Annotated in this window: 10 protein-coding genes; 3 read left to right on the forward strand and 7 right to left on the reverse strand. The window is 70.5% G+C overall.

Annotation, left to right across the window (positions count from 1 at the left end):
- Positions 1-61: 61 nt before the first annotated feature.
- The 3 genes from D7X12_RS08135 (at position 62) to D7X12_RS08145 (ending at position 3,114) form a co-directional block, all read left to right on the forward strand.
- Entirely contained in the window at positions 62-502 is a 441-nt protein-coding gene (locus tag D7X12_RS08135) for a host attachment protein (RefSeq protein WP_120624694.1), read from the forward strand.
- Positions 503-580: 78 nt separating this feature from the next.
- Positions 581-2,473 carry a methyl-accepting chemotaxis protein gene (locus D7X12_RS08140; protein WP_120624695.1) on the forward strand — a complete coding sequence of 631 codons (1,893 nt, stop codon included), beginning with the start codon at positions 581-583 and terminating at the stop codon, positions 2,471-2,473.
- Between the two features lie 32 nt (positions 2,474-2,505).
- Positions 2,506-3,114 (forward strand): HAD family hydrolase, encoded by a 609-nt coding sequence (locus tag D7X12_RS08145; protein WP_120624696.1) that lies wholly within the window; start codon positions 2,506-2,508, stop codon positions 3,112-3,114.
- Here D7X12_RS08145 and D7X12_RS08150 read toward each other — a convergent pair.
- The 7 genes from D7X12_RS08150 to D7X12_RS08180 form a co-directional block, all read right to left on the reverse strand.
- Positions 3,103-3,768, reverse strand: a complete 666-nt coding sequence (locus tag D7X12_RS08150) for a glutathione S-transferase family protein (RefSeq protein WP_120624697.1) — start codon at positions 3,766-3,768, stop codon at positions 3,103-3,105. The two genes, D7X12_RS08145 and D7X12_RS08150, sit on opposite strands and share 12 nt — an antisense overlap.
- Positions 3,769-3,809: 41 nt before the next feature.
- Entirely contained in the window at positions 3,810-4,421 is a 612-nt protein-coding gene (locus D7X12_RS08155; protein ID WP_120624698.1) for an adenylate/guanylate cyclase domain-containing protein, read from the reverse strand.
- Positions 4,422-4,729: 308 nt separating this feature from the next.
- Positions 4,730-5,443, reverse strand: coding sequence for a carbonic anhydrase (locus tag D7X12_RS08160; protein ID WP_120624699.1), 714 nt, complete (start codon positions 5,441-5,443; stop codon positions 4,730-4,732).
- A complete protein-coding gene (locus D7X12_RS08165) occupies positions 5,440-7,014 on the reverse strand; it encodes a SulP family inorganic anion transporter (RefSeq protein WP_120624700.1) in 1,575 nt (524 codons plus the stop codon). Before D7X12_RS08165 ends, D7X12_RS08160 begins: the two co-directional genes overlap by 4 nt.
- A 181-nt stretch (positions 7,015-7,195) precedes the next feature.
- Positions 7,196-8,548 (reverse strand): sigma-54-dependent transcriptional regulator, encoded by a 1,353-nt coding sequence (locus tag D7X12_RS08170; protein WP_120624701.1) that lies wholly within the window; start codon positions 8,546-8,548, stop codon positions 7,196-7,198.
- Positions 8,545-10,122, reverse strand: a complete 1,578-nt coding sequence (locus tag D7X12_RS08175; protein ID WP_341868207.1) for a sensor histidine kinase — start codon at positions 10,120-10,122, stop codon at positions 8,545-8,547. Before D7X12_RS08175 ends, D7X12_RS08170 begins: the two co-directional genes overlap by 4 nt.
- Before the next feature lie 147 nt (positions 10,123-10,269).
- Complete coding sequence (locus tag D7X12_RS08180) at positions 10,270-12,345, reverse strand: S46 family peptidase (RefSeq protein WP_120624703.1); 2,076 nt, start codon at positions 12,343-12,345, stop codon at positions 10,270-10,272.
- Between the last annotated feature and the right edge of the window lie 108 nt (positions 12,346-12,453).

Below are 12,453 nucleotides of genomic sequence, written 5' to 3' on the forward strand. Positions count from 1 at the left end.
GGGGGAAGCTTGCCGGGGACGAGGCGGGTCCTCACTCCTCTAGACACAAGGAGGCGTGAAGATGGCGGACAAGAGGCTCTGGATCCTGGTGGCCAACGCGAGTCGCGCCCGGCTCTTTGCCACGGATGCGGCGAAGGCGGAGAAGTGGGACCTCATCGAACAGTTCCAACATGACGAGAGCCGGACCAAGTCGACTGAGCTCTACAATCAGCCGGACAACCCGAATGCGGGCACGCTGCACGGCCCCGTGACGGAGAACGACCCCAACGCCCGCAAGGAGCTGGAGCACGAGCGCTTCGCCCGGGAGCTGTGCGCCCACCTGGACAAGGGCGTGGACACGCACGCCTTCGACCAACTGGTCATCGCCGCGCCGCCACAGTTCCTGGGCATGCTGCGCGGCCAGCTGAGCACGCGCGTGAAGCAGCGGGTGCGTCTGGACCTGGACGCGGACTACTCGAACCTGCCGGCGCGGGAGCTGCCTGACCGGGTGCCCCTGCTATAGGCAGACGGCGGACCGAGGGGTATGTCGCCTGGGTTCTGGTATAGGACCTGGGTTACCTCCCTTCTCGCCCGACGTGCCATGCCTTCTCCCTTCTTGCGGTCCCTGACGCTGCGTGGCCGGCTGCTGCTCTACATGACGCTGGTGTCGTGCGTGCCGCTGCTGGCCCTCACCGGGTTGCAGGACTCGCTGATGCGCCGTCAGACGGAGGCGCAGATCGACTCCTCGCTGCGCATGGAGGCCGAGGGGTTCAAGGACCTGCTCGAGTCCACGCTGGCGGAGCGCGAGGCGAGCGCGAACAGCTGGGCGGAGGACCCGGTGCTGCGGGGCGCGCTGCGCACGAAGGACCTGGCCGCCAGCGACGCGATGCTGGCGCTGCTGCAGCGGCGCTACCTCACGCTCAACGGCATCGTGCTCTTCACCGACGACGGCGTGGCGATCTCCGCGAGCACGCCCGCGCTGCGCGATGCGTACGCGGGAAGCGCAGCCCAGGTGCGCGCGTCAGCGTGGTTCCGCGAGGCCCAGGCCGGCCGCACCACGGCGGAGGGCGTGGACGTGGAGGACCCCATCTTCAGCGTGCACGTGCTGCCGCTGGCGGTGCCGGTGCTGGACGAGGGCGGCAAGCGCCTGGGCGTGCTGCTGGCCGCGTTCGACTGGGGACAGCTGGAGGAATTGGTGAAGCCCGCGCTCACCCGGGCCCAGCAGCGCGGCCACGCCAGCTTCTCCCTGGAGCTGCTGGGCGCGGATGGCAAGACGCTGTTCGACACGCGCAAGGGCGCGCACGACGACACCGGCCGGGTCGCGGTGGCGGCGGTGAACGGCACCGACGTGCGCGACGTGGGCGACGGGTGGAAGGTGCTGGCCCAGGTGGATCCCGCGGAGGCGTACGCGCCCCTGAACCAGATGCGCCGGCTGGTGCTGGGGCTCGCGGCCCTCTTCGTGGCGGCGGTGGGGCTGGGGTCGTGGGTGCTCGCGCGCGGCATCACCCGCCCCCTGCGCGCGCTGAGCGAGGTGGTCCGCCGCGTCGTGAAGGAGGGCGACCTCACCCAGGTGATGCAGGTGCAGGTGGGCCGGGACGAGGTGGGCGAGCTGACGGAGGCCTTCGCGCAGATGATGAAGAACCTGCACGAGACGGCCACCAGCCTGCACCAGGGCACGCGCGTGCTCAGTGAGACGGTGGCGGAGCTCAACCTCGCCTCCGAGGTGCAGGAGCGCAACGTGGCCCGGCAGGCCGCGGCGCTCCAGGAGACGCAGGTCACCGCGCAGGAGATCAAACAGACGTCGCTCCTGGCCGCGGAGAAGGCGGACACGGTGATGAGCGTGGCCGCCCGGGCCGAAGAGGTGGGCCGCGCGGGCGAGGGCGCCATCCGCGACAGCCTGGACGGCTTCCAGGGCCTGCATGAACAGTCCGGTGAGATGGCCATGCGCATCGTGCAGCTCAACGAGCGCACGCAGCAGATTGGCGGCATCACCCAGACGGTGAAGGACCTGGCGGACCAGTCCAACATGCTCGCGCTCAACGCGGCCATCGAAGCGGTGCGCTCCGGCGAGCACGGCAAGGGCTTCAGCGTGGTGGCGCGGGAGATCCGCAACCTGGCGGACCAGTCCATCCAGGCCACGGAGAAGGTGCGCGACGTCCTGGGGGACCTGGGCCACGCCATCATCTCCACCGCGAAGATGACCGAGCAGAGCCACGCGAGCGTCGCCGAAGGGTTGGATCAGGTGCGCACGAGCGGTGAGCACCTGCGGGAGCTGGCCACCATCGTCCAGGACAACGCCGCGGCGGCGCGGCAGATCGCCGGCGCGGTGAGCCAGCAGAACGCGGGCATCGCCCAGATTTTCAGCGCGGTGACGGACCTGTCCTCGATGATGACCGAGACGCAGGCCAGCCTGAAGTCCACCACCGGCGCCGCGCGGCGGCTGCAGGAAGTGGCGGGCCGGATGGAAGGCGTCGCGCGGGCGTACCGCATCTAGTCCCTGTCCGCTGCCGTTGAGGAGAGTCCGCCATGGCCGCTGTCCCCGCCGTGAAGGCCCTGCTGTTGGACCTGGGCAATGTGTTGGTGTTCCACGACAACGCGCGGCTCTTCGCGCGGCTCGCGGCCCGGGCGGGGCTTGCCCCCGAGGAGGCCTCCCGGCGGCTCACCGGCGCCGGGTGGACCGCGGCGAACCGCGGGCTGCTGGACGCGGAGGGCATCCGCCGGGACGTGTGCGGCGCGCTGGGCGTGGACCTGCCGATGGAGGAGTTCGCGCCCCTGTGGAGCAGCCACTTCACGGTGCACGACGCCGTGCTGCCGCGCGTGGAGGGGCTCGTCGGCCGGGTGAAGCTGGTGCTGGTGTCCAACACCAACGCGCTGCACGTGGCGTACTTGAAGCCCCTGCTGCCGCTGCTCCAGCGCTTCGACGCGCTGGTGCTCAGCTGCGAGGTGGGCGCGGTGAAGCCGGAGCCGGCCATCTACCGGCTCGCGCTGGAGCAGGCGGGCTGCGCGCCGGACGAGGCCGCCTTCTTCGACGACCTGCCCGAGTTCGTGGACGCGGCGCGCGCCCTGGGCCTGCGCGGGTTCGTCTTCACGGACGCGCCCGCGTTCGACGCGCGGCTGAAGTCGCTAGGGCTTTGAGGCCTGGCGGTAGCGGGCCAGGGGCGGCTCGCCCGCGGCGGCCTCGGTCCACTTGAGCATCGCGGGCAGCCCGAGCACCGCGTCGCGGTACGCGGTGAGTTCCGGGCGGAACGGGACGCCGTAGGTGACGAAGCGCGTGATGACCGGCGCGTAGAACGCGTCCGCGATGCTGAAGGCGCCGAAGAGGAACGGGCCCTCCTTGCCATAGCGCTCGCGGCAGCCGGCCCACAGCGCCTGGATGCGCGCGACGTCCGCGTGCACGCCCGGCGCGTCCACGCCCGGCACCGTCTTGCGCGCGGAGATGTCCATGGGCAGGTGGGTGCGCAGCGCCTGGAAGCCCGAGTGCATCTCCGACGTCACCGAGCGCGCCATCGCGCGCGTCGCGCTGTCCCGGGGCCACAGCCGCGCGTCGGGGAAGGTCTCCGCCAGGTACTCGCAGATGGACAGCGAGTCCCACACCACCGTGTCACCGTGCTTGAGCACCGGCACCCGGCCGCTGGGCGAGTGCATGGCGATGAGGGCCGCCGTCTCCGGCGTATCCAGCGGAACGAGCACCTCGCGGAACGACTGGCCGGTGTGGGCCAGGGCCAGGTAGGGGCGCAGCGACCACGAGGAGAAGTTCTTCGAACCAACGACCAGGGTGATGTCGGACATATGGCGCGGCACCTTACCGCCGCGCGCCCGTCCGTCAGGCCTCAACCGCCCGCGGGGACCCGCCGACGGCCCAGGAGTGAACGCACGCGCGACATGAGCGCGCCCTCCGCCCGGGGCTCCACCGGCGCGTCGATGCGGAACACCGCCACCGGCAGCCGGATGTTCTTCAGCTCGTTGCGGCCCAGCCGCACCGGGGGCGCCTGGAGGCAGCCTGCCACCTGCGCGGCCAGTGTCTCGCTGACGTACACGGTGCCCGGACGCGCCAGCGACTCGATGCGGGCCGCCAGGTTGACGCCCTCGCCGAACACGTCGCCGTCGCGGTGCACCACGAAGCCCAGGTGCGCGCCGGCACGGACGGACATCCTCCGGTCCAGGGGCGCCACGCGGTTGCGCGCATCCACGGCGGCGCGCCACTCCAGCGCGAACGACACCGCGGGCAGCCCCGCCTGGAACTCCAGCAGGAACCCGCCCTCCTCCAGCTGCTTCACCTCGCGCCCACCATGGCGCGGCAGCAGCTCCCGCACGAGCCTGCCATGCTCCTCGTGCAGGTCTTGTTGTAGTGACTCATCCCGCCAGCGTTGACCTGCGGGGGCCTCCATGTCCGTGAACATGATGGCCGACATCGTCCGGGGCTCCGGGGCCTCCACCACCATCGTGCATCCTCCCTCCCCCCGGTGCAGACGAGCGCGATGCTACTGCACGACGGGCCCTGGCTCCCAACCGGCGCGGGAACCTGCCCGGACGGAAGACGCCCCGGGGGACGCAACCGTGCGAAGTCAGAGGCGGACACCCTGTCCGCACCCCCAACATAGTGAGGCCCTGACGCAATGCACCAAGCACCCGGGAGGTCCTGGGCCGTCGTTGTCGGGCATCCGACGCGTCGCGGTGGGAGACGTCTGCTGGAAGTCAGGAGCCCCAGCGATCCGCGCAGGACGCGGAATCGCTGAGGCTCGATACCGACTTACTGGACGGCGCGGAGCGCCGGCTGCTGCGAGTCCTCTCCGGAGGCGTCGCTCAGCTCCGTCAGGAGCCGATCCCCCTCGGTCTCGTCGATGGGGACGAAGCGGCCGAGGTCAGGGCGGTAGGCGTGGACCTGGGCCGCCCCGATGTCGAACCACCAGCCGTGCAGCCGCAGCGTTCCCGCCGCGAGCCGGTCCCGCACGATGGGGTAGGTCTTCAGGTGCTCCAGCTGCTCGAGGACGTTGAGCTGGGAGAGGCGATCCGCGTCGGGCAGCCCCGCGCCCACCTGGGTGTTCTCCCGCAGCGCCTTGAGCGAGGGCGTTCCGTGCGCGAGCCACTGCTCGAGGTTCGGTGCGCCGTCCACGACGCCGCCGGCCAGGATGGCCTTCATCGCGCCGCAGCTCGAGTGTCCGCAGACCACGACGTCCTCGATGGGCAGGAAGCCCAGGGAGAACTCGATGGCCGCCGCCTCCGAGCGATCCGCCGTGGACTGCCCGTTGCGCACGGCGGGCGGAACGAGGTTGCCCACGTTGCGCACGGTGAAGAGGTCACCGGGGTCCGTGGAGACGAGCAGGTTCGGCACCACGCGGCTGTCCGAGCAGCTGATGAAGAGGCAATCAGGAGACTGCCCCTTGGCGAGCCTCGCGAAGGTCGCCCGGTACGAGGGCAGGGTGTGACGCTGGAAATCGAGCAGGCCTCTGATGAGCTTCTTCACTGTGCACCTCCGGAAGCGAGAGTCGAAACGTGATGAACAGGGGACGAAGGGGCGAGAGCCGCGGCAGGCTCCGCGGCGGGGGCCGCGCGCGCTTCACGCCGCTTCCAGACGTCCTCGAGCGGCTCCATGACCACGGTGCCGCCCGTCTTGCGGTGCGTGTCCGCCCAGCTCTCCAGCGCCTCGAAGCCGGAGTGGTCGAGCGTGTTCACCGCCACGTCCACCTCCACCTTGGAGCCGGAGGGAATCTGCGCGAGCGCCGTCGACAGCTTGGGCACCCCGACGAACGTCAGCGCGCCGCTGATGCAGACCTGGTGAACGTCATTGGAGACCTGACGCTCCACGCGCACCTGGCCGAGCTGCCACAGGAGCCGGAGGATGGCCGCGCCGAGTCCGAGCCCGATGCCCGCGAGCAGGTTGATGCCCACGACGCCGGCCACGGTGATGAGGTAGACGGGCAGCTCGCCCCGGTGCCGCAGCTCCCGGATGTGGGCGAGGTTCACGAGCTTCAGGCCCACGTGCACGAGCAGACCGGCGAGCACCGTCAGGGGCACGTAGGACGCGAGCCCTCCCAGCAGGGTGATGAAGGCGAGCATCCACACCGCGTGGAGCACCGCCGACCAGCGCGTCTTCGCGCCGGCGTTGATGTTCGCCGCGCTGCGCACGATGACGCCGGTGATGGGCAGACCGCCGACCAGACCGGAGAGGGTGTTCGCCACGCCCTGCGCGAGCAGCTCGCGATCCAGGTTCGCCCGCGCGCCCGTGTGGAGCTTGTCCGTCGCCACCGCGCTCAAGAGCGATTCGGCGCTCGCCACGAGGGCGAGGGACAGCACCGCCACGGCGAAGGCGCCCCACGCCGCCCCTTCAGGAAGCGAAGGCAGCTTGATGGCCGACAGCGCATCCGCCGCCAGCTGCACGCGTGCCACGTCCGCGTTCAACAGCGCCGCGATCGCGGTTCCGCCCACGACCGCCACCAGCGGCCCCGGGACCTTCTTCAACCGCCCGTTCGGCAGGAACTGCCACGCGATGAGGATTCCCAGCGTGAGCAGACCCAGCAGCGTGGCCGGACCATGAAGGTCCATCACCTGCCCGGGCAGCTCCCGCAGGTTGTTCCAGGCATTGCTCTGCGGAGAGCCGCCCAGAACGATGTGGACCTGCCCCAGCACGATGAGGATGCCGATGCCCGCGAGCATGCCGTGGATCACGGCCGGCGAGATGGCAAGCGCCGAACGCGCCACCTTCAGCGCGCCGAGCGCCACCTGCACGAGCCCCGCCACGGCCACCGCCGCGCACGTCACGGCGAAGCCCAGCTCCTGGATGAAGCCAAAGACCATCACCGCGAGGCCCGCCGCGGGGCCGCTCACGAGAAGCGGCACGCCACCCATCAGGCCCACCACGATGCCGCCCACGACGCCCGCGATGAGTCCCGCCATGATGGGCGCTCCGGAGGCGAGCGCGATGCCCATGCACAGGGGCAGGGCCACCAGGAACACCACCAGCGAAGCCGGCAGATCCGAGGCGAGGATCTCCTTGAACGAGGGCTTCGCCTCCGCAGCTTTTCCAACCGAATTCATTGCTTGAGCTCCCCTGTCACCTGCCGAGCCCGTACAGGGGCTCAACGTGACAGCAGGGGCTAGGCAATCGTCGTGCCAGCCGATCCGGGGCCTTTCCGGGCGAGGGCGTGACGCATTCGGACCAAGGGATGAAAGAAACTTGAAGCCCGCGGCTCAGCCGATGAAAGACTTTTTAAGTCCTTCACTCAGAGGGTGGGTTCTCCTCCAGGCGGCGGAGAAAGGTCGGATAGGACAGGCCCAGTGCGCGGGCCGCCTCCATGCGCCTGCCGCCGAGCTGCTCGAGCACGTGCCGGACATAGAGCCGATCCACTTCATCGAGCGGCCGAGGTGGGCCTGACACGGAGAAGGCGTTGGGGTCGCTCGGGGCCGGCGTGCCGCCCCCCTTGGCGAGGGACGGCAGCTCGAGCGAGGGCCCGAGTTCGAGCACGAGCGCCCGCTCGAGCACGTTGCGCAGCTCCCGCACATTGCCGGGGAAGGGATAGCTCAGCAGGCGCTCCTCCGCGGCGGCGGAGAAGGGGACCGGGCGCCGACCGAGCTCCGAGCAGAGCTCCAGCACGAGCGTCCGTGCGAGTGGCAGCACATCCTCTCGACGCTCGCGCAAGGGGGGCACTTCCACCCGGAACACGCTGAGCCGGAAGAGGAGGTCCTCGCGAAAGCGCCCGGCGGTGACCTCCGCTTCGAGGTCCTTGTTGGTGGCCGCCACGATGCGGGCGGTGCTCGTGAGCTCCGTCGTGCCACCGAGTCGTCGGAAGGCCCCCTTGTCGAGGAACGTGAGCAGCTTGGCCTGGAGCGCGAGCGGCAGCTCCCCCACCTCGTCGAGAAAGAGGAGCCCATCGCTCGCGAGCTCCACGAGCCCGCGCCTCGCCGTCTTCGCATCCGTGAAGGCGCCGCGCTCGTGTCCGAAGAGCTCGCTCTCCATCATCGTGTCCGGGAGCGCGGCGCAGTTGATCTGCACGAAGGCGCCCTGCTTCTGGCGCAGGGCGTGGAGGTGGCGGGCGAGCACCGCCTTGCCGGTCCCCGTCTCCCCGAGCAGCAGGACGGGACTGCGCGGAGTGGTGGCGATCCGCTCCAGCATCTCCAGGGTTCGCTGCATCGTCGGCGAGCGGGACTCCGCCATCCGATGCCGTCCTTCGAGGACGCTCTCGGCCTGGCGCAGCCGCTCCTGGAGCTGGAGGTCGCTTGCCGCGCGGCGTGCGCGCATCACCAGGTCGTCAATCTCGACCGGCTTGCTCAGGTAGTCGCGAGCCCCCGCCCGGATGGCCTCGACAGCGCTCTCGATGTCGCCGTGCGCGGTCACCATCAGCACGACGGTGGCCGGAAGCTGGGCCCGCAGCTCGGGGAGGAAGACGAGCCCATCTCCGTCCGGCAGCCGTCGATCCAGCACGACCAGGTCAGGCGCCTCGGCAGCGAGCGCGGCGCGGGTCTCATGCAGTGAGCGAGCAACCCGGACGCGAAAACCTTCCTGGCTCAGCATGGATGCCGCGAGCGAGGAGAAGGTCCTGTCGTCATCGACGAGCAGCAGGGAGGTGCTCATGACGCCATCTTCTCGAGCGGAAGGCGGACCGTGAAGCGGCTGCCTCCAGGCACGCGGGTGTAGGAAACACTTCCTCCATCATGCGCACGGATGGCCGTGCGCACCATCGGCAGCCCGAGCCCGATGCCCTTCGACCGCCCCACCGCGAAGGGCTCCCAGAGCCGCGGCTCGAAGGCCGGGGGCACTCCGCCCGCGTTGTCCTCCACGACGAGCACCACCTCTCCGGCTTCGCGAAGGAGCCGGACCTCGACGCGAGGCGTGGTCTGCTGACCTATATCATGGGCCACGGCACCGGCTTCGACGGCGTTGCGCATGAGGTTGTCGACCGCGGAGACCAGCAGCGTCGGGTCCCCCTTCACGAAGAGCCCCTCCTGCAGCGTGGTCTCGATGGCGACATCCGCTGCTTCCGGCAGGAGCCTCACGGCTTGAAGCGCGTCCTGGACGAGCAGGTGCATCTCACAGCTGCGCCGCTGCGTGGACTGCGGGGAAGCAAAGCTCAGCAAGGAGCGGGCAAGGTGGCCGAGCCGGTCCGCCTGGGAACGCAGCGCCTGGACGGGCAGGGTCGTCTCCCCTCCCTTCGCGCGAATCATGCTGAGCGCGGCCTGCATGCTGTTGAGCGCGTTCTTCACCTCGTGGGCGATGAGCGAGGAGGCCGTGCCGAGCGCCGCCATCGTCTCCTGGTGCCGCAAGCGCTCTTCGGCGGCCACCAGCGAACGGTAGGAGCGACGCAGGAGCACCGTGAAGAGGAGGAGCACGCCGCCGAGCAGCGCGGAGTGAAAGCCGAGCTGGCCGAGGTAGCGGCGCTTGAGCATCTCGCGATCCCGCGCCTCGTCATCGAGCACGGCGAGCAGCATGTCGGTTCCGGGAACGAGCGCCGCCGCGCCGAGCAGCCGCGTGCCTCCGAGCGAGACAGCCCCGGGAGCGTCCACCAGCGGGCGGAGGTGGGTGGCGAGCTCCGGCTGGCGCAAGAGGGGCGGGGGCGCTGCCGGCAGGAGGAGCCGACCGCGCTCGCCGAGCAGGGCGACCATGGACTCGTCCGTCCCGCGAGGGGTCGTCGGGAGCAGCTCGTTCGCCGTCGCGAGCTCGCCCACGAGCAGGCCCACGACGCGCTCGTCGCGCACGATGGGGACCGCGACCGCGACGAGCCCTCCGCCTTCCTCGTCCAGCAGTCCGACCGAAGCGACCCGCTGTTCCACGATCCGCCGGAACCACCTGCGCGAGGCGAGCGGTGTGCGCCCGAGCGGCATGTCCGCCGGGTCGCTCCACATGCGCTCGCCGCCCGCTGACACCAGCGCGACTCCCGCCGAGAAGAGGGACGTGTGGCCGAAGGCGTTCTCGAGGAGCGCGACCTCGTTTCCCGTGGCTCCATCCTCGGGTCTGAGCGACGGGTGCTCCGCGAGCCGTTGCAGCTCCGAGCGCAGCAGTCCGAGATGGGCGCCCAGGGCCTGGGCCTGGAGGCCCGCGCGGTCCGACAGGTGGGCGAGGAGTTCGCCCTCCGCCGTCTTCACGTCCTCCTGGTAGGCCAGGAAGGGGCTCACGAAGGCGGCGCCCCAGAGGAGTATCAGCCCGACCACGGCGGACCGGCCTGCTTTTCGCTGCGTGCGAAGGAGCTCGCCCGGTGGGGGCACGAGAGAGGGCAGGGAGGGATGGGCCGCGGGCGACGACATGCGCCTATCATCAACACATTTCGACCCGCGCGGCTCCTCCCCAGCGCCTCCGCTTCAGCGTGCTGGGGCAGCGGGCGCGACCGGACGCTTCAGCTCGTTGACCACGCGCGTGGCGCCGTACACGTGCTCCAGCGCGGCGAGGATGCCGTCGCCGTGCACCGCCACCGCGCGGTTGGACTCGGGCACGTAGGCGAAGCGGCCGCCCAGCGACGGCAGGTTGCCGTCGAAGATGAGGCCCACCACGTGCCCGTCGCGGTTCACCACCGGCGAGCCGGAGTTGCCGCCGATGATGTCGTGGGTCGTCGCCATGTCGAGCGGCGTCTCCTCCGGCACCTTCCCCTTCGCCTTCACCCACGGGTCGGGCAGCTTGAAGGGCTCCTTGCCGGTGTCGCGCCCGTACGCGCCGCCGAACGTGGTCAGCGCGGGCACGGGCTTGCCGTTGTCATCCCAGCCCTTCACCTGCCCGTAGTTGAGGCGGAGCGTGAAGGTGGCATCCGGCGCGCCCGCCGTGCCGTTCACCGCGAGGTACGCCTTCGCGAGCCGCTCGCCGTTGCGCTTGAGCACCGCCTCCACCGTGTCCTCGTACTGCTTGCGCGACGCGCGCGTCTGGGCGTCCACCTTGCGCGCCAGGAGGATCATCGGATCCTTGGAGGCCTCCACCGCGGCCTTGCCTCCCTCCAGCAGCGCCTTGCGCACGTTCACGTCGCCCAGCTTCGTGCCACGCACCAGCGAGCGCGCGAGGTCCGCCGGTGCCTCCTTGCCCAGCACCAGTTTCACGAACGCGTCATCCGCGCCCAGCGTCTCGCGCAGCTTGTTGAAGCCGAACGTCATCCCCAGCGTCTCCAGCTCCGGGGGGATGGGCGCCTCGCGCAGGAGCTGCTGGCGCAGGCCGGGGAGCTGACCGTCGGTGTACTCGCGCAGGCGCTCCGCGTTGGGCTTGGGCAGCTCCTCCGCCGCGCGCACCAGCTGCTGCGCGTGGGTGAACAGCTCCGAGCGGAACGCGTCCCCCGCGCCCTTCATCCGGTAGTCGTTCAGGGTCCGGCGCCACGTGTCCAGCGCGCGGGACGTCTCCTCCCACATGCCCTGGGTGGAGGCCTTCGCCTGGGGGTTCGCGTCGATGCGCTTCTTGAGCTCCGCCTCCTCCTGGCGCTTGCGCGCGAGCAGCGCGGGGTCCGCCAGCGCCTCCTGCCGGCCCTTGAGCGACTTGAGGCCGTTCTCCACGCTGCGCAGGCGCGCGCGCGCCATCCGGTAGCGGTCCGGCGAGCCGCTGGCGTACTCGCGCAGCATCCCGCGCATCTCCGCCAGCGACAGCAGGGTCTGGGGCAGCGCCACGTCGCGCTGGAACTCCAGCTCCGCGACGGTGCTCTTGCGCTCGGTGCCGCCGGGGTGGCCGGAGACGAACACGAGGTCACCCTCCTTCACGCCCTCCTTCGCCCACGGCAGGTAGTCCGGGCTCTTGGCCGGGGCGTCGCCCTGCCACACGCGCATGAAGGCCACGTCGTAGCCGTAGCGCGGGAAGTTGAAGTTGTCCGCGTCCCCGCCGAAGGCGGCCATGGAGAACTCGGGGGCGAAGACGAGGCGCACGTCCTGGAAGCGGCGGTACTTGTAGAGCTGGTACTTGCCGCCGTTGTAGAGCGTCACCACGTCGCATCTCACGTCGGTGCCGGTGGCGCACGCGGCCTCCACGGCGGCCGTCTCCTTCTTGAGCGCGGTGTTGAAGGCGGCGCCGGTGAGGCCCTTCGTCGCGGTGTTCATCCGCGCGGTGACGTCCGTCATCTCCACCAGCTGGTTGGCTTCAATCTTGGGACAGCGCCGCTCCTCCTTCGCGGACTTCGCCAGGAAGCCCTTGGCGAGCAGGTCGTCCTTCGCGGTGGTCAGGTCCTCGATGCAGCCGCGCACGCAGTGGTGGTTCGTCATCACCAGGCCGTCCGGCGACACGAAGCTGGCCGAGCAGCCGCCCGCGAGCCGCACCGAGCCCAGGCGCACCTTGTCCAGCCAGGCCTGGTCGGGCGCGAAGCCGTAGGCCTTCTTCACCGCGTCGGCGGGAAAGGCGTCATAGGTCCACATGCCCTCCTCCGCGGCGGCGGGGAGGGACAACAGCAGGCCGAGCGCGAGCAGTCTGCGGTGCACGGGGAGTCTTCCTTGGGCAAGAGGGAAAAGGCGTCCGGTTCTGTCAATGCGGACGGGCGCGCGTCAACCAGGCAGGCCGCCGGGTATTCCGAGCCGGTGCGCGGGGGG

It is taken from the genome of Corallococcus sicarius (assembly GCF_003611735.1).
Taxonomy (GTDB): Bacteria; Myxococcota; Myxococcia; order Myxococcales; family Myxococcaceae; genus Corallococcus; species Corallococcus sicarius.

What these genes read in the sequence shown, in the direction of transcription:
- D7X12_RS08135 (WP_120624694.1), top strand. Translation starts at nt 62, where the DNA reads ATGGCGGACAAGAGGCTCTGGATCCTGGTGGCCAACGCGAGTCGCGCC.
- D7X12_RS08140 (WP_120624695.1), top strand. Translation starts at nt 581, where the DNA reads ATGCCTTCTCCCTTCTTGCGGTCCCTGACGCTGCGTGGCCGGCTGCTG.
- D7X12_RS08145 (WP_120624696.1), top strand. Translation starts at nt 2,506, where the DNA reads ATGGCCGCTGTCCCCGCCGTGAAGGCCCTGCTGTTGGACCTGGGCAAT.
- D7X12_RS08150 (WP_120624697.1), bottom strand. Translation starts at nt 3,768, where the DNA reads ATGTCCGACATCACCCTGGTCGTTGGTTCGAAGAACTTCTCCTCGTGG.
- D7X12_RS08155 (WP_120624698.1), bottom strand. Translation starts at nt 4,421, where the DNA reads ATGGTGGTGGAGGCCCCGGAGCCCCGGACGATGTCGGCCATCATGTTC.
- D7X12_RS08165 (WP_120624700.1), bottom strand. Translation starts at nt 7,014, where the DNA reads ATGAATTCGGTTGGAAAAGCTGCGGAGGCGAAGCCCTCGTTCAAGGAG.
- D7X12_RS08170 (WP_120624701.1), bottom strand. Translation starts at nt 8,548, where the DNA reads ATGAGCACCTCCCTGCTGCTCGTCGATGACGACAGGACCTTCTCCTCG.